General features: G+C 42.0%; 15 protein-coding genes, 1 tRNA gene and 1 pseudogene. 5 read left to right on the forward strand and 12 right to left on the reverse strand.

Annotated elements, in window-relative coordinates:
• Nucleotides 1-179: 179 nt before the first annotated feature.
• The 7 genes and pseudogenes from HXT50_RS04165 to tgt all read right to left on the reverse strand — a co-directional run bounded on the left by HXT50_RS04165 (nt 180) and on the right by tgt (nt 7,429).
• Nucleotides 180-1,181, reverse strand: coding sequence for an ABC transporter permease (locus HXT50_RS04165; protein ID WP_004106187.1), 1,002 nt, complete (start codon nt 1,179-1,181; stop codon nt 180-182).
• Nucleotides 1,182-1,352: 171 nt separating this feature from the next.
• Complete coding sequence (locus HXT50_RS04170; RefSeq protein ID WP_032842457.1) at nt 1,353-2,846, reverse strand: sugar ABC transporter ATP-binding protein; 1,494 nt, start codon at nt 2,844-2,846, stop codon at nt 1,353-1,355.
• Nucleotides 2,847-3,062: 216 nt separating this feature from the next.
• Nucleotides 3,063-4,072, reverse strand: a pseudogene (locus HXT50_RS04175) (LacI family DNA-binding transcriptional regulator).
• A 390-nt stretch (nt 4,073-4,462) separates the two neighbouring features.
• The gene (locus tag HXT50_RS04180; protein ID WP_004106182.1) at nt 4,463-4,924 is read right to left on the reverse strand and encodes a nucleoside deaminase; all 462 of its coding nucleotides are present in this window, start codon (nt 4,922-4,924) and stop codon (nt 4,463-4,465) included.
• Between the two features lie 74 nt (nt 4,925-4,998).
• Nucleotides 4,999-5,769 (reverse strand): alpha/beta hydrolase, encoded by a 771-nt coding sequence (locus HXT50_RS04185; protein WP_032842459.1) that lies wholly within the window; start codon nt 5,767-5,769, stop codon nt 4,999-5,001.
• Nucleotides 5,770-5,945: 176 nt separating this feature from the next.
• Nucleotides 5,946-6,028, reverse strand: a tRNA-Leu gene (locus tag HXT50_RS04190).
• A 75-nt stretch (nt 6,029-6,103) separates the two neighbouring features.
• Nucleotides 6,104-7,429, reverse strand: a complete 1,326-nt coding sequence (tgt, locus tag HXT50_RS04195) for a tRNA guanosine(34) transglycosylase Tgt (RefSeq protein WP_004106178.1) — start codon at nt 7,427-7,429, stop codon at nt 6,104-6,106.
• 185 nt (nt 7,430-7,614) lie between these two features.
• Between tgt and HXT50_RS04200 the strand changes: the two genes are divergently transcribed.
• Nucleotides 7,615-9,408, forward strand: coding sequence for a S1C family serine protease (locus tag HXT50_RS04200; protein WP_112928824.1), 1,794 nt, complete (start codon nt 7,615-7,617; stop codon nt 9,406-9,408).
• Between the two features lie 139 nt (nt 9,409-9,547).
• Here HXT50_RS04200 and HXT50_RS04205 read toward each other — a convergent pair whose 3' ends face one another.
• On the reverse strand, nt 9,548-11,311 hold the full coding sequence (locus HXT50_RS04205; RefSeq protein WP_421777060.1) for an ABC transporter ATP-binding protein: 1,764 nt from the start codon (nt 11,309-11,311) through the stop codon (nt 9,548-9,550).
• Nucleotides 11,308-12,306: a 23S rRNA (guanosine(2251)-2'-O)-methyltransferase RlmB gene (gene rlmB, locus HXT50_RS04210; protein WP_004106172.1), complete on the reverse strand. Its 999-nt coding sequence runs from the start codon at nt 12,304-12,306 to the stop codon at nt 11,308-11,310. Before rlmB ends, HXT50_RS04205 begins: the two co-directional genes overlap by 4 nt.
• 228 nt (nt 12,307-12,534) lie before the next feature.
• Here rlmB and HXT50_RS04215 point away from each other — a divergent pair, with 228 nt between their 5' ends.
• The 3 genes from HXT50_RS04215 (at nt 12,535) to trpB (ending at nt 18,171) form a co-directional block, all read left to right on the forward strand.
• Entirely contained in the window at nt 12,535-15,525 is a 2,991-nt protein-coding gene (locus HXT50_RS04215; RefSeq protein ID WP_421777061.1) for a cation-translocating P-type ATPase, read from the forward strand.
• Nucleotides 15,526-15,824: 299 nt separating this feature from the next.
• Nucleotides 15,825-16,406, forward strand: a complete 582-nt coding sequence (gene dcd, locus HXT50_RS04220) for a dCTP deaminase (protein WP_004119774.1) — start codon at nt 15,825-15,827, stop codon at nt 16,404-16,406.
• Nucleotides 16,407-16,977: 571 nt separating this feature from the next.
• Complete coding sequence (trpB, locus tag HXT50_RS04225; RefSeq protein WP_004106157.1) at nt 16,978-18,171, forward strand: tryptophan synthase subunit beta; 1,194 nt, start codon at nt 16,978-16,980, stop codon at nt 18,169-18,171.
• Between the two features lie 163 nt (nt 18,172-18,334).
• On the opposite strand, the gene HXT50_RS04230 is transcribed toward trpB, so the two are convergent.
• The 3 genes from HXT50_RS04230 to ahpC all read right to left on the reverse strand — a co-directional run bounded on the left by HXT50_RS04230 (nt 18,335) and on the right by ahpC (nt 21,642).
• Nucleotides 18,335-19,237, reverse strand: a complete 903-nt coding sequence (locus HXT50_RS04230) for a LysR substrate-binding domain-containing protein (RefSeq protein ID WP_004106155.1) — start codon at nt 19,235-19,237, stop codon at nt 18,335-18,337.
• Between the two features lie 41 nt (nt 19,238-19,278).
• Nucleotides 19,279-20,952: an alkyl hydroperoxide reductase subunit F gene (gene ahpF, locus HXT50_RS04235; RefSeq protein WP_421777062.1), complete on the reverse strand. Its 1,674-nt coding sequence runs from the start codon at nt 20,950-20,952 to the stop codon at nt 19,279-19,281.
• Nucleotides 20,953-21,078: 126 nt separating this feature from the next.
• Complete coding sequence (gene ahpC / locus HXT50_RS04240) at nt 21,079-21,642, reverse strand: alkyl hydroperoxide reductase subunit C (RefSeq protein ID WP_032842454.1); 564 nt, start codon at nt 21,640-21,642, stop codon at nt 21,079-21,081.
• A gap of 352 nt (nt 21,643-21,994) precedes the next feature.
• Here ahpC and HXT50_RS04245 point away from each other — a divergent pair, with 352 nt between their 5' ends.
• Complete coding sequence (locus tag HXT50_RS04245) at nt 21,995-23,173, forward strand: lipase family protein (RefSeq protein WP_004119768.1); 1,179 nt, start codon at nt 21,995-21,997, stop codon at nt 23,171-23,173.
• Nucleotides 23,174-23,389: the final 216 nt, after the last annotated feature.

Genomic DNA, 23,389 nt, shown 5'->3' on the forward strand with positions numbered 1-23,389 from the left:
TTCACCATCTCTTTACCTTATTGTTACGTAGTTTTGAGTTATAAAGTTCAGTTATAATATTCCAAATCGTTTCAATTCTTGCTGAAAATATTGATTACTCGCCACTTACGAATCAACATTTGCAAGATTCACCTCCTTCCTACGAGAAGATCAAGTTTATAAAAAGTATTAATTTGCTGTCAGTGCGTATCTTCCTTGCGGCGCAAAGTGTCAAGGCTCACAGCAAAGGCAATAACCAAACCAATAACTACTTGCTGCCAGAAGGAGGAAACATTCAAAATATTCAAGCCATTACGAATTACAGCCAGCAAAATTGCTCCTACGAAAGTGCCAGAAATCTTACCTTTACCGCCTGAAAGCGAAGCACCACCGATAACAACAGAAGCAATAGCATCCATTTCATAGCCAGTGGCGGCCTGAGGCTGAGCGGAATGTAAACGACCGGCAATAACTAAACCAGCGATGGCAGCGAAAATACCGGAAAAAATAAACACCATAATTTGTGTTTTATGAATATTGATACCAGAAAGGCGAGAGGCCTCCATATTCCCACCAACAGCATACATAGAACGACCAGTAGTGGTGAAGTTCAGTATTACTGCAGCAATAACACCCATGATAATCATCATCACGATTGGCATTGGAATACCTAATATGTTGGCACCAAAGAAATTCACCATACCAGAGGTGGAAATAGGACGACCGTCTGAAACAACAAGGGTAAGTCCACGCGCAACAGACATCATTGCCAATGTAGCAATAAACGATGGTAACTTAAGAAAAGCGTTCGCAACACCTGAAATAAGACCAAAAAGCGCACCGGTTACTATACCTACAACAACAGTTAACACTGGCGGCAACCCCATAGAAACGCCTGTATACGCAACCAACATGCTAGAAATTGCAGCCACCGCACCTACTGACAAATCAATACCAGCGGACACGATGACAAAGGTTTGACCGAATGCCAAAATAGCAACTGTCGCAGCTTGAATACCCACATTGAGAATATTCACACTTGTCAAAAATGCTGGCGTGGCGCACGAAAGCGCAGCACACAAGATAATCAAGCCGATAAGAGCGCCATTACGTGACGCAAACTTTTTCGCTGCAGGCAAAAATCCTTTATCAACTGCACCGTATCCCAAATGCTCAGATTTTGCACTACTCGTAGCAGCCATAATTTATACTCCTTTAACAAATTTTGCTATAACTCACTGCACTACTGTGTGCAATAAATTGTTGTATGCAAGTTTTACGTTTGATTGGTAACTTTAATTTTTAAGATTTCAATATGGCTCATGTATCAGTTTCATATTGAAAGCAGTAAGGTTTTACTCATTCCTGTATGCTCAAATACCAGATGTATTAAGGTGAGTCACTGCAAGCTCCATCACACTTTCCTGCGTAGCCTCGCTTGCAGCTAATTCACCGCTGATTCTGCCGTTCGACATCACCAATACGCGATCTGACATGCCAAGCACTTCAGGCAAATCTGAGGATGCCATCAGCACAGCACCTCCATTTTCTACGATACTGTTAATCAACTCGTAAATTTCTACACGAGCACCAACATCAACACCACGAGTAGGCTCATCCAGCAATAGCACTTTCACGTTCGCCATAGACCATTTGCCGAACACGATTTTTTGTTGATTACCGCCAGATAGCGAACCAGCGGGTTGATCAATGTTTGCCATACGAATACGCAATTTTTTTGCAGTTTCTTCTTCGCGAGTACGCTGCCCTTTCAAATCCGCAAATCCTGCATGTGCTGTAGGAACTAATGTAGAAATTCCCAAATTTTCTGCAACAGATGCTTCAAGAATCAACCCTTGTACTCGACGATCTTCTGGGACTAAACCAAGACCAGCTGCGATGCTTCCTGCAATATTCGCTTTCGCAATAGATTTACCATCAACAGTTATTGAACCTGAATCATAACTATCTGCACCAAATATTGCACGAAGAACTTCGGTACGACCAGCACCTACCAAACCTGCAAGACCCACAACTTCGCCAGCATGAACGCTGAAAGATACATTTTCTAACGTACCTTTTCGCGTTAAGCCTTCTACTTTTAGCAGCTCTTTGCCTTGACTACGTTTGCCATGAGGGAATTGATTTGTAATATCACGACCTACCATGAGTTTTACAAGTTCCTTCTCAGGAACTTGCGCATCAACAGTATCGACGTATTTGCCATCGCGAAGTACAGTTACAACATCACCAATACGCGCAATTTCATCTAAATGATGAGAAATAAACACCATTCCAACATTTTTGGATTTTAAATCTTCCATAATGTTAAATAACTGTTCACATTCTGGTTTTGTTAGAGCAGCTGTTGGTTCATCAAGAATAAGGATAGATGCATGTTGCATAAGTGCTTTGGCTATTTCTACCATTTGTTGACGAGCTACACCAAGTTGTCCCATTGGCTTATTGACATCTTCATCTAAACCGATAACTTGCAATGCAGATTCCGCACGAGCACGCATCGTCGCCCGACTAACAAAACCAGCTTTCGTAGGAAGCATACCAAGGAACAAATTTTCCATAATAGAAAGTTCTGGCACCAAATTTAACTCTTGGTGAATCACAGCAATGCCCAATTTGCGAGCAGTATCCACATTAGGAATTCGCACTGTTTCACCATTGATCTCAATATGACCTTTATCTGGCTGATAAATGCCACTCATCATCTTAATAACTGTTGACTTGCCCGCACCATTTTCACCAAGGAGAACATGCACTTCACCTGGTTTTACTGTTACAGACACATTGTCAACTACCGTAGAATTACCGAATATTTTCGATACTCCTACTAGCGATAGTTCCGTCATGTCCTACCTCTTTCTTCGCTACAGCACCACTGCTGCCACGAAAATGCAATAAATTACGCTACATTACGCTTGTACTTTGGATGAGAATTATGCCGCAATGTGCATGCAAAAACGTAACAACAACGGTACGCTCAGGCGATTGCTGCACACGCTTACAAAGTCACGGTACAAAAATCAATAACAATAGTGTCAAGCTATAGAATAACAGCCTTACAGCTACGCATTTCCTAACGATTCACGCGGAATATACATAGTTTCTACTCGCTGCGATTGAACATCAACATTATGTTCTAACATATCCAAAAAAGTGCAGCACTAGTACGACCAATGCGCTGAACTTGTTGCGAAATAGTAGAAATACGCGGCGTTGCTAAGCGGAATATTTCAACATCATCAAACGAGATAAGTGAAATATCACTGCCTATCACTAATCCTTCACGAGCCATTACATCCATCACTCGCAGCGCATCTGGCGAATAGCCGATAATAAGCGCTTTTACACCAACGCTAATCATGCGATGCAACACGCTAGCACATGAGGATTGTTCAAATCCCGTAGATTCTACAAATACATGTTCTTCGCCAAATATCTCCGAAGCCACTGTACGAAATACTTGTTCACGTTCTTGCAGTGACGGTGAAGCGATAATTGGACCCGACACGTAGCCAACTGAGCAAAAACCATGTTGTTTAACATCCAATAATGCGTCACGAATACCTTGCTCTGGATCCGAATCCACAACTGGCACATGCGTCAAATCGCCAGTCCGAGGTTCCACATGTCGATCCATAAACATAAGTGGAAGATGCTGCTCCATCAACATTCTCATAGCATCAGTTTCCTCACCTTGAGGCACAATAATCGCACCATCAATGCGTTGAGAAAGAATACTTGTAATAAATGAATCTTGACGAGCCGCACTCTCAGAAGATGTTCCAATAAACGCACAATAGCCGGCATCAAACAACGAGTCTTGCACAGTATACGCAAGCTCAGCAAAATACGCATTGCGTATATCTGGCACAAGTAACCCCACTGTCTTAGTACGAGATGACCGCATCGCCTGAGCGCGAGAATCTGGTATATAACCTAGTTCCGCAACTGCACGCTCAACTTTCGCCTTAGTGTTTGCCGATATACGACCCGTATTATTCAATGCGCGAGAAACAGTTGATACTGATATACCAGCACGTTGCGCAACATCGCGAATCGTAATGTACGACATGACACCTCCAGCTCATCTCTTATGCTCAACCAGTGTTAACAATTTTGCACTGTTATCGATATGTTTTGATTTTAGCTTGTACTCCATGTTTTATACTACGTTTTTCCATATACTCCTCTCGTTGGAGAAAAACAGCACTATGCAACCATGCATAAGAGCCTCTGTGCAATCTTATTCTCAATGAGCAGCTTCATCAGCGCTGAATAGAATCCGCAAATTGAGATAACGTTTCCACAATTGTCGGTTTCTTCAACTTACCTCATGCGGTAACGTTACCGCAACTATAACATTTTGCTAGAATGAACACAAGGGGAACACGCTAAAAATTACTTTTCATGCACTGCGTTATCTTGAATTAAATGCAACATTAAAAAATAATGCAACACTTATCTAACGTTGATGCGCAAAAAAGTTTCGCAAGAGCCTAGCACACTCAGATTCGCATACTGAACCAATGACTTCCGGGCGTGAGCCAACATGAGGATCTCGTAAAATATCCCACACAGACCCACACGCACCAAGTTTGGCATCCCACGCCCCGAAAATCACGCGTTTAAGACGCGTTTGCAGCACAGCCCCAGCACACATGGGGCAAGGTTCAAGAGTTACTACCAGAGTACAGTCAGATAGATTCCAAGATTTACGCGAGATAGCAGCATCTTTCATAGCAAGCACTTCAGCATGAGCCAAAGGATCAGCACTCTGCTCCCGCATATTTGCGCCTTTGCCAATAATATTACCGCCACCATCAAGCACAACTGCTCCAACTGGAACTTCGCCTGCAGAAGCAGACTCTCGAGCCAAATTCAAGGCTTGATTCATTGCAAATACTATCTCATCGCGCATATTCATGAAATCACTTTACAGATTAATTTACAGATTAAGAAAAAACAAAATCGAATAAATTTACATAAATCTAAGTAAATTTACATAAGCCCAGAAGAAATATCGTGAGTTACGAACCACTTGCGAATATCGCCAATTTCGTTCATATCAACAGCGTGATCCAACCCGCGATAACGACGTTCTTCAAGCCAAGTGTGCTCCTCAAGCCACGCTGCAGCAGCCGAGAATTCGTAAGGAGGAATCACGCCATCCTCTAATCCATAGCCGAAAAATACAGGAGTATTACGCTCAGCTAAATCGTCATCTTTTAAAGCAATTTCAGATGCAGAAGCAGGAACATCAGGAGCTATGAATCCGGAAAGCGAAACGGCTGCACGGTAGCGTGAAGGATTCAAACGCAAAACATGCACTGCGAGCGCAGCTCCTTGCGAAAAACCAAATGGCACAATGTCGCGATTTGCTGGAATATTTTCACGCACCCACTCGTCGATTGAGACAGCAGCAGCATACATGTCGTAATCTAAATCTTCTCGCTGCGGCACAGCATCGTGGAACCAACTGTAAGCACCTTCTGCCAGCTTAAGCGGAGCGCGTAAAGCAATTGCATCATTATATGGTGCCACTACTCGCAACAAATCCAATAAATCTTCCTCATTAGAGCCCCAACCGTGAAGAAGCAGAAGCAGCGGATGCGTTGGATGAGCTGAAGCATCCCCTTGCGAATACTGTGCATTTGTAACTTTTAAAGGCTCACCAAAATAACCAGGCACAACATGCGATTCACGACCGATATGAGATTTGTAAGAATTGTTATTTGCATTATTGGTATTTAGTTCATCGTTAGCGTTCATTACATCACCGTCGCTTGTAATAAATAGAAGTTTGTACAATACTCGAGAAGTTTGTACAACATTCGCACTTTTTGCACTGCAGTTGCAATATAGTTGCTTTATATTTGCACTATACTTGCACAAAAGGCCAGAATCGTAAGAGGCAAAACCCTTGCAATTCCAGCCTTTTTGACGAGTGCGAACGGCGGGACTTGAACCCGCACGAGCATACGCTCACTGCCACCTGAAGACAGCGCGTCTACCATTCCGCCACGTTCGCATACAAAGTGCAAGGCTATCATATTTAACATAAATTCGCAATATTTAGCCTAGCATTTTGCGCTCAAAACTACTCTCAGCCTTTTGCACCTTTTTCGTAATAATGAGCAAGAGTTTCATCGCGAAACTCTTCAAAATATCCGCCGTCAATAGAAGCTCGAATATCGTCGAGCAGCTTCACAAAGAAACGCTCGTTGTGAATAGTTGCAAGCGTAAATCCGTTCATTTCACTAGCGCGCAGCAAATGATCCACATACATTCTGGAATAATGCGTACAAGTGTAGCAATCGCAGCCTTCTTCAAGCGGACGCTGATCATGCTTAAACTCAGCACGTTTTACGTTGTAGCGACCATGTCGAGTAAAAATTGCGCCGTTCCTTCCGCAACGAGCAGGAGCAACACAGTCGAAAGTATCTCCACCATTCTCAACACACGCAAAAATATCGTCAACTGCGGCAATACCAAGCACGTGACGAGGTCGATTTTCCGGCATAGCATCGCAAATCCATGCGCAAGTATCACCAATAATCCGCTTCTCAATAGCGCCGCCGATTCCAACTCCATCAAAATCTAAAGAAGCAATTTCTTCAGCTGCATGCCTACGCAAATCCTCATAATTCGCGCCCTGCACAACGCCGTATAACGCTTGATAAGGCTTGCCAACGCGCTCCTGCGTTAAACGCTGATGTTCAGCAACACAACGCTTAGCCCAGCGGAACGTACGCTCCACCGATTCCTCCTGGTAGCGACGCGTATTCATCAAAGTAGTAAGCTCATCGAAAGCAAACATAATATCCGCACCCAGCTTATGCTGGATTCCCATAGAAATTTCAGCACTAAAACGGTGCTTGGCTCCGTTAAGAGGAGACTTAAAAGTTACGCCATCCTCGTCAACAAAAGCCATACGCTCCTTACCTGCTGCAATAACATCATCCGACTTCATGCCGGTAACGTCCATTGCAAGAGTCTTCTTAAAACCAGCACCTAAAGAAAGAACCTGAAAACCGCCAGAATCCGTAAAGGTTGGCTTATCCCAGTTCATAAACTTTCCCAATCCGCCAGCTTCGTCAAGAACATCCGCGCCAGGACGTTCGTACAAATGAAAAGCATTTGAAAGCATGCACTGAGCACCCAAATCCTTAATGCTTTCTGGCAACACTGCCTTCATTGCAGCTTGCGTTGCAACAGGTACAAATGCTGGGGTCTGAATATCCCCATGAGGCGTGTGAATTACGCCGGTGCGCCCATAGCGAGCGCCGTCACGACCTTTACCTTCAGCAGTATTGGAAAGTCGCGTTTTAGTTGTAAACGAAAATTCTTTGCGGTCACCAGGTTTCCCCGGCTCAGCTCCGCGTGGATGTTCAAGAAGACTTGTCATAGCATTTACTTTATTAGAAGGCATGACGAGTATAAATAAAAAACACGCACAATTTATATTTTTATGTGGCAATATCCAAATTAATTTGCAAAATTTATGAAATTTACAAGGCAAATTATTTAAAAAATTATAAAAAAACATACTATCTCTTACATAGATAATGGCATGGTTTATTATGGTGTGTTAAGAGTCTTTTGTAAGGAGGATGAATGGCTGACGATATGTATGGTGCAAATCAGCAGGAATCCAATGAAACTGCAAATAATGGATATTACGAGCAGCAGGAACAGCCGACGCAACCAGCACAACCAACGCAAACAACGCAACCAGCACAAACATATAGCCCAGCTCCTGAATTCGGAGCTTACGGCCCAACAAATAACGAAAATGAAGTTGGTACAAACACTACACAGTATCCAGCTAACAATTACGCCGTAAACCAAAATAACGATGCGGATAATACAAATATCAACAATGCTCCTACGCAATACATTGGATCACAAAATTACTACGGAAATAATAATTTTAACGGCTTCGGAAATCCGTATAATTACGGCACAGACAATAATTCTTACCCAAATAATGAAGTTGGCAATCAAACACCAGCGCAGCAGAATTTTAACAATAATGCAAGTAACGAAGAAAATGAAAATATAGCAAAAACAAGCATTATTAGCACAAATGCAGCAAATACAAACGACACAAACAAAAAAGGTAACAAAAGAAAAACAAAAAGCTCTTCGTCAACTGCTTTTGTCGCCATTTTATCCTCCGCAATTTCTGCAATAGTTTGCGTAGTTGTAGTCCTATTTGTAGTCTCGCAAGGTCTTATTTCAATTCCACAAAGCGGCTCTTTCGCAAACATCGGCTCTCATTCTTCTGGCCCTGGGACCGCAGTAGTTAAAGGTGGTCAATCTCCAGATTGGCAAGGAGTTGCAAAAAATGTTTCCGGAGCCGTTGTTTCTATACAAACTCGTTTAGAGAAAGGCATGGGGAAGGGTTCTGGAGTAATCATTGATTCAAAAGGTTATGTTGTAACAAACAATCACGTAATTTCTGATGCAAAAGAAATTCAAGTAACCCTTTCTAATGGTCAAATTTATTCAGCTACATTAGTCGGAGCAGATAAAACTACTGATTTGGCAGTACTTAAATTAGACAATTCACCAAATAATTTAAAGACAGTCCAATTTGCAGATTCTAATCTACTTTCCGTTGGTGAACCAGTTATGGCAATCGGAAATCCGCTTGGATATGACGATACAGCTACCACAGGCATTGTTTCGGCTTTGAATCGTCCAGTATCAGTTATGGACGACCAAAGCCGCTCTGAAATTGTAACTAATGCAGTACAAATTGATGCAGCTATTAATCCAGGAAATTCGGGCGGCCCAACTTTTAACGCTGCCGGAAAAGTCATAGGTATTAATTCTTCTATTGCAGCAACATCAGCTCAAGGGGAAACTACAGGATCAATCGGCATCGGCTTTGCAATTCCAGCAAATTTGGTGAAGCGAGTAGTTACAGAAATTATTAAAAACGGTTCTGTAAAACACGTAGCACTGGGAATCATGATTAAAAGCACAGCAGTTGAGTCCGAAGGAATTACTCGCGGAGGAGCTCAAATTGTTTCTGTCAATCAAGGAAGCCCTGCTGAAAAAGCCGGACTCAAAGCCAATGACACTATTGTTGCCTTTGACGATAAGCCTGTATCCAATAATTACGCACTCCTCGGGTATGTGAGAGCAACAGCGTTCAATCAAAAAGCTACGCTCACAATAGTTCGTAACGGCAACACACTTAAGTTGCAAGTTACATTCAACCAAGAAGAAGCTGCTGTTAATGGCACAAATAAGCAAGAAAAGAAATTAAAGAAAAACCAAAAGAAGCCTAGTAAAAAACGCGGCAGTAAGTCGGACGATGACGACGATGACGATTTACAACAACGTGGAGATGACGATGGTGACGATGGTGGAATATTTGATCCATTCGGTTTCTGGTAAATAAAACCGCATGTTTTACTATTAAAAAGTAAAGCATTGTAATAAAAATAAATGCCCCTAAATAAGTTACTTAACTTACGCAGGGGCATTTTCATAATGTAATTAAATATATTTAAATGTATTTATATAAATGCGCTAATTATTTTTTACGCTCGTATACAATAATTCTTCCTTCTGAGGTCCCTGCTTTCCAAGATGATTTTGTTTTAGCAATAGTACGCTCAGTATAATGGTCAATATTGTAGTTTAAATACACAAAATAATACCAAGGCTTATCTGATTCTGTGACAAAGAATTTAGGTTCTTTCTTTGCTCTGCAAGCATCCATTTCATTTGATGCCTGTTCTTGAGATGGCTGCTCATTTGTAATAAACGAGCTATTCTTATAACTGCAATCAATAAGATTCTTTGAGAAATAAGGATTTGCTGTAATAAGCTGCCACGAATATTGATGAATATCTTCAAATTCAGGAACAATAACATTACCTTGTTTATCGGTTTTTTCGTCTTGATGCAGCCAAGACGTTACGAATCGCATGTTTTCAGCATGATTTTGCTTAATAAATTGCGCAAGTGCGCGCGAACCTGAATAGTCGAATCGAATATCGTTAACGCAAGAATACGCGTTCCAAATCAAGCTTGGGGACAATAAAACAACAGTAATAATGCCAGCAATAACTTTGTTTCCAACAGATTTACTTGCAGATCTACTGTTGCTATTTTCAGCTTTATTTGTATTTTTATTTACAACTTTGAATAACCTAAAAATAATCGTCGGCATATCTTTAGATTCCAGTGACTTACGCGCAATGCACATCCAAAGTTGAGCTACGAAGAATGCAAAAACGATTCCTGCGTGGTGCAAAGTGAAATACTGCGTAGCAACTACTGCAAAAGTCAAGTAAGGGAGTATCAAAGAAACAAGCATGCCCCTTCGATAAGCAATTCTTACGGCGAAAGCCCATATTAAAATCGAAATAATAACGCAAATAATCGCGGACGGTACGCTTAGTGTAAGTCTGCGTAAAGAGACATCGCCGGCAAATTGGGTAAACATACTTTCTGATGGCATAACGAAAATAAACGACAAGAATTGCGTAAGAGGAGAATTTCCGTCGAATGTTTCACGTGATGCAAAAGCATTAGCAGCAGGCCAAATGCAAATAATGCTTGCAATTCCAACTAAAGCAAGAATTATCCAGCTTACTAATCTGTTAATGTTAGAGAATATTTCAGCAAAAGCTTTTTTAATTCCTGCAGATTTTGCAGCTCGCCAAATCCAAGCTAAAGCAAAACCTGCCGATAAAGCAATACCGTACGCGCTGATTGCACATAAAAGTACAAGACTTAAAGCGAGTTTCCAAGTATCAGAAGGTTTAGAATCAGATTGTTTCCAATAATGTGCAACCATAAACAAAGCCGCGCAAAGAAGAGCATATGGACGCGAGGTAACGCCATATTGGAAGCACAAAAAATACGTAAATGGAAGCAAAAATACAGCCAATTTACTAAAAGGCGCGCGGAAAATAAGCCAGCCACCCAAAAGCGCAGTACATAAAAGCTGCACTCCTTTAAGACCTATCTCGTATGGCACTCCTGTTTTTGCAGGGATTGAAAGAAGCAAAGTCCAAAGCGGTGGATGGCCTTCATAATGTGGGCGAAGAGTTAACAAATCAGCAAACGAAGAATCGCGTGCAATAAGCCAACTTTGAGCTTCATCGAACCAAGGCTCATGGAAGCACATCACTACTACAACAACAGCCATGTACGCAATAAAAATAATCGCGCGCGCATGTTTTACGGACCATAGTTTATTTGGAATATTTAAAGTTTTAGTCGTATCCGTAGTTGCAGTTGCATCTGTAATAACTGCATTCGTATTCACAGTAGTATTTTCGCTCATAGTTGTTCTGTTTTCGCAGCCAAACGACGAGCGTTAGCAACAGCGTACAAACTAATGCCTGCTGCAACAGAAGCGTTAAGAGATTCAACCGCGCTAGAAATTGGGATTCCAGCAATAGCATCGCACGCTTCTCGTGTAAGGCGACTCATACCCTTGCCTTCGGAACCGAGCACAACAACTAACGGGTCAGTTTCAAAACCAGTTTCTCCAACAAGCTTATCGCCTCCGCCATCAAGACCAATTGCATACCATCCGCGCTCGCGCAAACTTTGAATTGCCTTATTTAAATTCACAACTCGAGCAACCGGCAAATGAGCTGCAGCACCGGCAGAAACTTTCCAAGCGGCAGCAGTTACGGAAGCACTTCTGCGCTCAGGTAAAATTACGCCATTAGCACCAAAAGCCGCTGCAGAACGAATAACAGCACCCAAATTTTGAGGATCTGTAACGCCGTCCAAAGCAATAAACAATGGTCGAGCATTAATGCGAGCAGAATCTGAATCAGCAGCTTCCATTGCGCGCGCCTTCTTTTCAGCGCGTTCAACCAACTCTTGCAAAGAGTGATACTGGTAAGGCTGAACTTTCAAAATAATGCCCTGATGATTCGTGCTATGTGCAATACGATCCATTTCAAGGCGATCCGCTTCAAGCAAACGCAAACCTTGCATGCCTGCTAACTTCACGATTTCGCGCGTGCGATCATCGTGCTCAATGCGATTAGCTACATACAATTGCGTGCTTGGAACTCCAACTCTTAAAGCCTCTAAAGCAGCATTGCGACCAATTACCAACTCGTCTGAATCGCTACCAAGCTTATCCACGCGACGACGCGCAGCCAAACGAGGATCCGCAAACGTGCGCTTAATAGCAGCCTTCTTAGCAAAATAAGCTTTGTGATACACGCGATCTTCAGCCTTCGGAGTAGGCCCTTTTCCGCGTAAAGCATTGCGATGTTTTCCACCCGACCCCTTGGTCGGTCCTTTTTTCGTAGTCATACTCCTATTCTCACATGCCCCCGAGGCATTGCTATTAATGGCTTTCTGGAGTCGGCAAAATTTGCTGATTCTAAGCTCGGCGCGTTGTATGGCATAATAGAACGGTACTTAATTGTTGCAAACTATTGCAATATTCCACAACCGCGCAATAGTTACAATACGAAGCGCTAAAAATAGCGTTAGCATTGCGATTATTGACTACTCCGCGGCACTCCCAAGGGGGAAGATATGGTTGATCACGCTCTTGATCAATCCAATAAAACGGCTGACGCTTCAGCTAATAGCAAAGATCCATCATTGTGTGATGTTCAACAAGTAGCTAAATCGCTTAACGTAGATATTTCATGCGGTTTAAGCTCTGAGGAAGCCACAAAAAGACTTGATCAATTCGGTCCGAATGCGCTTGCTGCTGCTCCTAAAATTCCAGCATGGAAACGATTCCTTGATCAATTTAAAGATCCGCTCGTTTACTTGCTTATTGCAGCAACTATTATTTCTGCAATCGCGTGGTTTGTTGAGCGCGCACAACATAAAGGAAACAGCGGTGGGGAGATTCTGCCGTTTGATTCAATCGTAATTATCATTATTTTGATTGCAAACGCAGTTCTTGGCTACATTCAAGAGTCGCGAGCAGAAGAAGCAGTCGAAGCTTTAGCTAGAATGAGCGCTCCGCAAACTTCAGTTTTGCGCGATGGTAGCGTGGTGCGCATTAATACTGCAGAAGTTGTGCCAGGCGATATTTTAGTGCTTGGCGAAGGCGATGCCGTGTCTGCAGACGGTCGACTTATAGCAGCAGCCTCCTTACGCGTAGCAGAAGCAAGCCTTACAGGCGAATCTGTAGCAGTAAGCAAACGCCCAAACACACTTTCGTCTGCAAAAGCTTTAGGCGATCGTACAAATATGGTTTTCAACGGAACTGCTGTTACACAAGGAACCGGTCGCGCTGTAGTCACCTCTACAGGCATGCGCACACAAGTTGGCAAAATCGCGGATATGCTTTCAAAATCAGATGACGAAGCAACACCTCTCGAGAAAGAAATGGTACACGTTTCTAAAGTTCTTGGAATTGCGGTGTGCATTATTGCGGCTGTTGTTCTTGCTTCCATGTGGCTGATTGAAGGCTTCCACAGTATTCAAGATATTATTGATTCTCTGCTGCTTTCTGTTTCCCTAGCTGTTGCTGCTGTTCCAGAAGGTTTAGCTGCGATTTTGACAGTAGTTCTTGCGCTTGGCGTGCAACGAATGGTGAAGCATCATGCTGTTGTAAAAAAGCTTTCATCCGTGGAAACACTTGGTTCTGCTTCTGTTATTTGCTCCGATAAAACAGGTACTTTAACTCGAAACGAGATGACTGTTGAGCGCGTAATAACACCTAGCGGCGAAGTTCAGCTTACAGGAAGCGGTTACAAGCCTGAAGGTCGCATGATATTAATTGGTTCTGTAGATGCTGACTTAGCAGTGCCGCAAAATCTTGCTACAGAAGTATTAGGCGCGTTAGGCTCCGGATGTTTAGCTAACGACGGCGATTTACACTATGACGAAACTACTAAAAGTTGGCAGCCTGTGGGAGACCCTACAGAAGTTTCGCTAGTAGTAGCAGCGCGTAAAACAAAGGCAGACAAACGTTACGCTCATTTGACTCGAGTTGCGGAAGTACCTTTTACTTCTGAACGCAAACGTATGTCTGTTGTTGTTAAAGATGGTTCGGATTCTGGAAATCTGATTGTTTGCGCTAAGGGCGCTCCGGACGTGCTGCTTTCTTATTGCACGCGTATTGCAGTAGCTGGTGCCGTGCGTCCGCTTACTGACGGCGATCGCGAAGATATTTTAGCAACTGTTGAACGTCTTTCTGGAGAAGCCTACCGCACGCTTGGAATGGCTTATAGGCCGCTTGGAGTCGATAGTCTTTCAAAAGTTGATGGCATGGTTTCTAACGCTGCAGGTCAAATCGCGGACGTCGCAGAACAAAGTGACGTACTAGAATCTGATTTGATTTGGAATGGTATGGTTGGAATTATTGATCCTCCGCGAATTGAAGTTCGAGATAGTGTAGCTCAAGCTCATCGCGCTGGAATCCGCACTGTTATGATTACAGGCGACCATCCTCTTACGGCTACGCGTATTGCTCGAGATCTTGGGATTATTGGAAAAGATGAGCATGCACTTACAGGCGACGAACTTGACGAATTGCTTTCACGCAACGACGATAATATTGCTTTTGATGAAGCTATCAGTAAAACTAGCGTGTACGCGCGAGTAGCCCCTGAGCACAAGTTAGCTATCGTTTCTTCGCTTCAACGTCAAGGAAACATTGTTGCTATGACTGGTGACGGCGTAAACGATGCTCCAGCCGTAAAGTCTGCCGATATTGGCGTTGCTATGGGCATTACTGGTACAGAAGTAACTAAAGAGTCTGCCAAGATGATTTTGGCTGACGATAACTTCTCTACAATTGTTGCAGCAGTGCGCGAAGGTCGCGGAATTTTCGACAATATTCGTAAATTCTTGCGATACTTGCTCAGTTCTAACGTTGGCGAAGTCTGTACTGTTTTCGGCGGCGTTGTTTTCGCTGGCGCACTGGGAATTACACAGCCAAACTCTGTTGGCGTAACTTTGCCTTTGCTTGCAACTCAGCTTTTGTGGATTAACTTGCTTACGGATGCAGCTCCTGCACTCGCGATGGGCGTTGATCCGCAAACTGACGACGTAATGGATCGAAAGCCTCGAAAGCTTACCGATAGCGTTATTGACCGACGAATGTGGGGAGATATTGTATTTATCGGCATAATCATGGCTGCTATTACGTTAATCGGTATGGATATGCATTTGGCAGGTGGATTCTTTACGGACCGTTCTGTTGGAATTATGGATCACGCTGCTCAGCTTACTCACGCTCGCACAATGGGCTTCACAATTCTTGTGTTTGCGCAAATGCTGAATGCGTTAGCATCTCGTTCAGACTCACAAAGCGTATTTGTAGGCTTATTTGCAAACCGTTGGCTTTGGGGTGCTATAGCAATTTCTGTTGTGCTTCAGTTGGCTGTAATTTACATACCGTTCTTGAACGAGCCATTTGGCACTGTTCCTTTGAGCGTAACGGAATGGTTCGAGTGCCTCGGTCTTTCAATGGTTGTGTTAATTGCTTCCGAACTTAGAAAGTGCTTCTTGCGTTTTCTTGCTAAGCGTAAAGCGGCTAAATCCTTAACTGCAGTTGCTTAAAAAGCAAGCAATTAGCTAAAAAATATCAGCTGATTTATAAATACGCGGTACAGTACGTAGTTTTCTTACATAACCTACGTCTCTGTGCCGCGTTTTGTGTTTTTATTTTCTATAAAATTTTTTGCTTATTGCTCATGAATATTTATTTGTTTTCAGGAAATAGCTTGCATCATACTCACAGACCGCGGCACGCGCTACAATTGTGCGTATTGTATTTTTCGCGCAAAATAGCAATAAATATTTCGTGCGAACAATGAAGTTGCTGATGTATAAGCTTTATTGCAAGGAGATTTGACGTCATGCTGTTGTCTGATCGCGACATTCTCAAAGCTCATGATGAGGGTCACATTGATTTGACCCCGTGGACCCCGGAAATGGTACAGCCAGCGTCAATTGACGTGCGCCTCGACCGTTTCTTCCGATTATTTAACAATCATGCTTACACGTATGTTGATCCTGCAGAAAATCAGGGAGAACTTACAGAACAGTTCGAGGTAGCTCCTGACGAGCCATGGATTCTTCATCCTGGAGAGTTCGCACTCGGCGCTACGTGGGAGTATGTAAAACTTGACGCTACTATTGCTGCACGTTTGGAAGGCAAAAGCTCGCTTGGTCGTCTTGGCATTTTGACACATTCCACAGCTGGCTTCATTGATCCAGGTTTCGAAGGTCATATTACTTTGGAGCTTTCAAACGTTAGCACTTTGCCAGTTAAACTTTGGCCTGGCATGAAGATTGGTCAAATGTGCTTCTTCCAGTTAAGCTCACCATGTGAAAACCCATACGGTTCAGCTGTTAACGGATCACACTATCAAGGTCAGCGCGGTCCAACTCCGTCACGTTCGTATGAACATTTCTATCGTGCTGATTTAAGCGAATAGTATTTTTAGAAAAATGATTCCGTTTTTAGAAAATTAATTCCTAAAATAGCAAGATTTAGAAGAAAAGTAGATAATTCTCAGGTAATTATCAGTTAGCGTTACTGTTCTGCTCAGAATAGTGTGGTTATATAATATTGTCGACAAAAAGACAGGTGCAAAGCACCTAAAAAATTATTCTTTTCTTCTCTCCTTTATTTCCCCGGCGCATAGACGCCGGGGTTAAATTTTTTCCGCACGAAACGCCGAATTAACACTAAAAGGTTGACATTGTCACAGCTACGGCTAAACTTGTGCAACAAGATTGGAGGTTGATGAACATGAATACTCGTTTCTGGCGCAGCTGGCGTAGTTAAAAGCGAGTTCACATATCGGTGTGGGCTTGCTGATTTTAAACAAATCAACGGGGCTATGCCGGATTCATCATCAACATTATTTGAGCTGAATGGCATATAAGCTGCCATCCAGCTTTTTTATTATCTGAGCACACGCCCTTCAAAATTACAAAATAATCAACACAACAAATAACAAACCTAATGCCGATTTCCTCGGCACTCACAAGAAGGGCAAAATTATGGTAAACGCAGTTGAACAAAACATGTATTACGGTGAATTTGGCGGACAGTACGTACCAGATATGATTCGTCCAGCACTCGACGCAGTAGCAGCAGCTTACTTACAATACAAAGACGATCCAGAGTTCCGCAATGAATTGGCGGGATTATTAAAAGATTACGACGGTCGCGAAACACCTTTATACTATGCTGAATCTTTCACAAAATATTTAGGCGGCGCAAAAGTATATTTAAAGCGCGAAGATTTAAACCATCTCGGCGCTCACAAAATGAATAATGTTCTCGGACAAATTTTACTCGCTCAGCGCATGGGTAAAAAGCGCATTATCGCTGAAACCGGAGCCGGTCAGCATGGCGTTGCCACTGCTGCTGCAGCAGCACGATTCGGCATGGAATGCGAAATTTTTATGGGCGCACTTGATTGCGAACGCCAAAAACTTAACGTTTTTAGAATGACTTTGCTCGGTGCAAAAGTTCATGCTGTTCAAGAGGGCACAAAAACTTTAAAAGATGCTGTAACTGCAGCATTTATGGATTATGCACAGCACTTGGATGATACCTTCTACATCGTTGGTTCCGCAGTGGGACCTTACCCTTATCCACAAATGGTTCGCGATTTTCAAAGCGTTATTAGCAAAGAGTCAAGAAGGCAGATCCTAGAAAAAGAAGGCAGATTACCGAATGCTGTAATTGCTTGCATTGGTGGCGGTTCTAATGCAATTGGTTCTTTTGCAGCATATATTGATGATCCGTCTGTACGATTGATTGGTGCTGAAGGCGCAGGTAAAGGTGCTGATACTCCTCAAAATGCTGCTACTATGACGAATGGAAAAATTGGCATTACGGACGGCATGAAAACTTATGTTCTTATGGATGATGACGGTAACGAGCTTCCAGCCTACTCTATTTCTGCAGGATTAGATTATCCTGGAGTCGGCCCAGAACATTCATATTTAAAGGATTCTGGTCGCGCAGAATACTACGCGATCACTGATGATGAAGCAGTTCAAGCTTTCCGCGCACTTTCTAGAGTTGAAGGAATCATCCCAGCTTTGGAAAGCTCACACGCAATAGCACAAGCTATGAAGATGGTTCCAAAGATGAGTAAGGATGACATTGTTTTAGTAACAGTTTCCGGCCGTGGAGATAAGGATGTGAATCAAGTAGCACGCTATCTTGGCATTGAATTATAAATCATTAATTTAGCAACAAATAAAACGAGGCAAATAAAACGAGGCAGTAACTCTCAAAATAAAGTGAGAATAAAAGAAAAGTAAGAGAAGAAGAATACGGCACTTCTGTAGCTAACTTAGCAAACAGAAGTGCCTATTTTCATTTTTAAACAGAATATCCTACTTATTTTTTATGCAAATCAGAACATGCTGAACTAATTATTTTGCACAATTCTTCCATAATTTTGTCTACTGGAGAAGCTGCACGCCAATTCAAATATAACGATCGATAAGGTTTAGGATTCTTAAACTCACGCAACGTCAAACCAATTGGTTGCACAATTGGAGGTACAGTTGCAAGACGCGGCAATAATGTCACATCTTTGCTACCTATAACCATATATCGCAAAGTTTCTAACGACGTTGCCCTAAATTCTGATTGTTTCGCACCTACTTTTTGGCATACATCGAGCATGCTTCTACGCATACAGTGCCCATCTTCTAATAAAAGCACTTTCTGAGTAGACAAATCTGAAAGTTCAATTGGTTTACTCTCGTGGCCTAGCAAAGAATTTGTAGAAGCCGCAAGAAGAAAATCTTCGTCAAAAACATGACACACTTTTATTGAAGGCGCATTCAAACTTTCGCTTAATATAACTGCGTCGACTTGACCACTATCTAGCAAATCAATAAGTTTCGCTGATTTTTCTTCTATAAAACGAATAGTAAGTTTTGGTTTTAAACGCCTGAGTGCAGGCATAATTCTTGGAAGTAAGTATGGTCCTAACGTTGGGAACACACCCAAAACCACTGTAGATGACCATGGATCTTCTGAACGTCTTGCAGCTTGTCGAATACGTGACATATCTGCCTGAATACGTTTAGCGTAATAAACCACTTCCCTCCCAGCAGGAGTTAAGATTTGTTTCCCGGGAGTGCGCTCAATAAGTTCTACGTCTAAAGTCTCTTCAAGTTTTTTAATTTGCGTTGAAAGAGTAGGCTGAGAGACGCGCATACGAACAGCCGCCTTGGTAAAGCTTCCTTCTTGTGCAAAAGCTATTAGATATTCTAACGCTCTAATATTCATAAGACGCCTCCCATTGTTTATTGCATAATAAATTTTATAAATTATTTATTTTGCGGGTTGCGGATAAGATAGTCAAATGCAGATAACGCAGCATTGGCTCCAGAACCATACGCTGTAACGATCTGCTTATACGGTTCGTCTGAACAATCTCCAGCAGCAAAAACACCCGGAGTATCAGTGCATCCAGCGCGATTCGTAATAATTTCTCCTCGATTATTAAGAGAAATATTATTTGCAAGCCAACGAGTATTCGGAGCTAAACCAATTTGCACAAAAACCCCATCGGTTTCAACAATATGTTCTTCGTTTTCATCATTGTCTGCTTTATTGCGATCTATGTAACGTATTGCAGTAACTTTACTACCACTACCTTCAATACTGCTTACTGCAGCACTTGTAATAACTTCAGTGTTAGGTAATTTATGCAAAGCATTAAGCAATACTTGATCCGCTTTAAGCACATCCATGAACTCAATCACAGTAACGTGTTTTGCAACTCCTGCTAAATCAATAGCAGCTTCAACACCAGAATTTCCACCGCCAACAACGACAACATTCTTATCTTTGAAAAGTGGACCGTCGCAATGAGGACAGAATGATACGCCTCTATTCCTATACTCATCTTCTCCAGGAACGCCCAACGTACGCCAAGTTGCGCCAGTTGCAATAATCACTGCACGCGCTTTCAAAGATCCGCCAGAACGCGCATGAATAGTATGTAACCCATATGGTTCCTTAGATAAATCGAGCGAGTCTGCCCAATCAGGAGTAAATACGTCAATATCGTATTGAGAAATATGCTTAGTTAAATCTACTGCTAGTTGAGAACCAGTCGTATGAGTTTGTGAAATATGATTTTCAATACTTTCAGTTTCTACAACCTGGCCGCCACGATGATCCATAATCATAGCCGTACGCAAGCCCTTGCGAGCAGTGTAAATTGCGGCAGCAGAAGCAGCAGGACCGCCGCCAACAATAACAATATCGTATGGATTTTGCGAATTCATTTTTTCTGCGAGCGCAACATTTGCCGAAGAAACGCTATTACCATTATTGCCATCCTCATCCTGCTCAACAGATTTTTCTTGTGATGCAAGCACAGATACAAGTTCGTCAATTCCTGCTCGTCCGGAGGAAATAAGTTTGCCATTTTCAAAAACTGCTGGCACGCTCATTACACCAAGTTTATCTACTTCTTCGCGGAAAGCGCTACCTTCAACTACAGTATGCTGAACTTTAGGGTTAATAATAGAAATGGTGTTAAGCGATTGCACAACTTCTGGGCAATTCAGGCAAGTTACCGACATGTACGTTGTCACATTGTGTGAACCAAACTTTAGTATTGCATCGCGTTGCTCATCACTAATTTTTGGCGCATAGCCACTTACTTGTAGAAGTGCTAGTACTAAAGAGCTGAATTCGTGCCCTAAAGGCAATCCCGCAAAACTAATCGATACAGTGGATTCTCCATTTACTGGATTATCTAGTTTTCTACGCAATTCAAAGCTTGGCTTACGCTTTACATTGCTAATTTTATTATTATTTACTTCAGAAATACTAATTTTGTCACTTTGTTGAGATACTTCTTCTAGTAAGGATTTAACTTTTTGAGATGTTTCAGAATTATCAACGTAAGAAACGATTTCTATTTTAGATACCATCTTTTTTAGTAATTCTGAAAGCTGAGCAGTTAATGACGCATTCAACAAAGACATAATTTACTTCCTTCGGTAATTTTAGTCACAAGTAAAAATAAGCGAATGCGTAGGAAACTATGAACGTAGCTCCCTACGCATTGAGAATATTCTTTAAAAAGATTCTTTAATATTTAATTGCAAAAATCAGATTTTGCCGACTAAATCGATAGAAGGTTCCAAGGTTTCTTCGCCCTGCTCCCATTTTGCTGGGCAAACTTCGCCTGGGTGCGCTGCAATATACTGTGCTGCTTTAACTTTACGAAGGAGCTCGTCGGCGTTACGACCAATTCCGTCTGCGGTCATCTCAAAGAACTGAATCATACCTTGCGGATCTACGAGGAACGTAGCACGGTGAGCTAAACCGGATTCTTGATTCCAAGCGTCAAAATTACGCGAAAGAGCTCCAGAAGGATCACCCAACATAGTGTACTTTACTTTTGCAATTGCTTCAGAATCGTCATGCCATGCTTTGTGTACAAAATGTGTATCCGTAGAGACTGAGTAAACTTCAACGCCTAGCTTTTGCAATTCCTCATAGTGGTTTGCAAGATCTTCCAATTCAGTTGGGCATACGAATGAAAAATCAGCTGGATAGAAGAAGAAAATTGCCCATTTGCCAAGAACATCAGTATCGTTTACTTCAACAAATTCGCCATTCTTATAACCATTTACTTTGAATGGAAGAATATGTGTGTTCATTAAACTCATATCATTCTCCTAAATAGGTCATTTGCGCCTTCGTTGCGCTTTTATTTTCATTATTAAGAATAGATTATGGCTATTGATAATTCTAGTTATATAGATGTTTTCTATGGCTCTTATACACATCGTCAATGATTTTAGTAAACAAAAAGGAGCAACAACATTTATTTAGAAGTATGGACTTTTGTTTATGTAGACTATACAATTGACGAATTGTGTAGAATAGCAATTGTGGCGGCAAAATAAATTTCGATTAATTTATATAACGCACGTAGTTAACAAAGAGGTGCTACAAATCGTAAACAGTCGTCCTATACATTTGTTGACTACAAAACTAAACAAAATATGGGAGGATACTATGAAACGCAATGCAGTAACAGGGTTCCTAACTAGCCTATGCATGCTCTTGAGCCTATCTGCTTTCGCAATGCCAGCAATGGCAACAACCGCAGATAATTATGCAAAAACTCCACTTACTGCTGAAACAGCTAAACAAATCGCAAATGGAACTATAGGCTTAGATTTACCTGGGGCTTTGGATATGTCTTTATATCACAAGAAGCCTCTTGATCCGCAAGCTGATTTAGATGGTGACGGCTTAACTAATAGTCAGGAAATTTACACTTACACTAAAGACGGTAAGACTTATTATGGGTACAATTCTCACCCTATGATGAACGATACCGACGGCGATGGTATTCCAGATAATCAAGACAGCAATCCTCGCAGGTGGGATATTAGTCCTCGCGATATGGCTTTATTCTCTGAACTTTCTTATCGAGATGATAATTACATAAATAAGGTACTCGATTACACTAAACCGCTTCACGACATTTACAAAAATCGCAATGAGTACCGCCTTATGCACAACGAGCTTGCACCATTCTGGAAAGTTAAAGAAACCTACCACAAGAGGGGAGGATTTGATGCTGTTTTGTTTGAAAATGTAAGTCCATACCCATTCTTAGAACAAGGCACTGTTCAAGTACTAGCAATTCGTGGAACTTCCCAATTTAATGATTACGATGATGATTTTGCAATAGCTGTAGGTCATAACCCAGATCAAGCTAAAGATGTTGAGCAGTTGATTGAGCGTTATGGTCGCGAAAATACTGTTAGCAATTTGTATATTACCGGACATTCCCTCGGAGGATATCTTGCACAGCGTGCTTTAATTCGTGCTAAAGGCAAAGGCTACAACTGGATTAAGAAAATTTACACATTCAATTCACCACAAATTTGGGGAAATATTTTCAACCGTTGGTTACGTACCGTCGCCAATACTGGCAATAAGCTCACTCGAGAAGGTTACGCTGTTCATTACAAAGTAGACAACGACAAGGTTATTCGTTCTGTTGGCAATTTTGCTGGAGCTATAAGCGTCGGCAATTCTGCGCAAGGACATAGCTCTCGAAGCTATCTTGAGGCTCGTATGAACAATTTCCCAGGTTTCACCGTAGGTACTAGAGGAGATATTTCTGGCACTGGACGTTGGATGGAAGAACTTAACAACTTCTACGATGTTCGCACGTTCTAATTACTGCTAATTAAGGATTGCTAATTAGCACCAGCAATAGATAGCTACCTCGTGTAATTTATTAACAATAAGCTAAGCGCTGATTTACCGATGATTCATTAATATCCCAAGTAGCTCAGCGCTTTTCCTATATCAATTAATCTAATGAAATTCTTTCCTATTACACCGCATAAGCTTAAGTATTAACTTTTGGTACTTATTAAAATTATCTGATTC

The organism is Gardnerella sp. KA00243 (genome assembly GCF_049244105.1).
In the GTDB taxonomy this organism is placed as follows: Bacteria; Actinomycetota; Actinomycetes; order Actinomycetales; family Bifidobacteriaceae; genus Bifidobacterium; species Bifidobacterium leopoldii.

What these genes read in the sequence shown, in the direction of transcription:
- trpB (WP_004106157.1), top strand. Translation starts at nt 16,978, where the DNA reads ATGGTAAACGCAGTTGAACAAAACATGTATTACGGTGAATTTGGCGGA.
- ahpC (WP_032842454.1), bottom strand. Translation starts at nt 21,642, where the DNA reads ATGAGTTTAATGAACACACATATTCTTCCATTCAAAGTAAATGGTTAT.
- ahpF (WP_421777062.1), bottom strand. Translation starts at nt 20,952, where the DNA reads ATGTCTTTGTTGAATGCGTCATTAACTGCTCAGCTTTCAGAATTACTA.
- HXT50_RS04245 (WP_004119768.1), top strand. Translation starts at nt 21,995, where the DNA reads ATGAAACGCAATGCAGTAACAGGGTTCCTAACTAGCCTATGCATGCTC.
- tgt (WP_004106178.1), bottom strand. Translation starts at nt 7,429, where the DNA reads ATGCCTTCTAATAAAGTAAATGCTATGACAAGTCTTCTTGAACATCCA.
- HXT50_RS04230 (WP_004106155.1), bottom strand. Translation starts at nt 19,237, where the DNA reads ATGAATATTAGAGCGTTAGAATATCTAATAGCTTTTGCACAAGAAGGA.
- HXT50_RS04200 (WP_112928824.1), top strand. Translation starts at nt 7,615, where the DNA reads ATGGCTGACGATATGTATGGTGCAAATCAGCAGGAATCCAATGAAACT.
- HXT50_RS04215 (WP_421777061.1), top strand. Translation starts at nt 12,535, where the DNA reads ATGGTTGATCACGCTCTTGATCAATCCAATAAAACGGCTGACGCTTCA.
- rlmB (WP_004106172.1), bottom strand. Translation starts at nt 12,306, where the DNA reads ATGACTACGAAAAAAGGACCGACCAAGGGGTCGGGTGGAAAACATCGC.
- HXT50_RS04165 (WP_004106187.1), bottom strand. Translation starts at nt 1,181, where the DNA reads ATGGCTGCTACGAGTAGTGCAAAATCTGAGCATTTGGGATACGGTGCA.
- HXT50_RS04185 (WP_032842459.1), bottom strand. Translation starts at nt 5,769, where the DNA reads ATGAACGCTAACGATGAACTAAATACCAATAATGCAAATAACAATTCT.
- dcd (WP_004119774.1), top strand. Translation starts at nt 15,825, where the DNA reads ATGCTGTTGTCTGATCGCGACATTCTCAAAGCTCATGATGAGGGTCAC.
- HXT50_RS04205 (WP_421777060.1), bottom strand. Translation starts at nt 11,311, where the DNA reads ATGAGCGAAAATACTACTGTGAATACGAATGCAGTTATTACAGATGCA.
- HXT50_RS04170 (WP_032842457.1), bottom strand. Translation starts at nt 2,846, where the DNA reads ATGACGGAACTATCGCTAGTAGGAGTATCGAAAATATTCGGTAATTCT.
- HXT50_RS04180 (WP_004106182.1), bottom strand. Translation starts at nt 4,924, where the DNA reads ATGAATATGCGCGATGAGATAGTATTTGCAATGAATCAAGCCTTGAAT.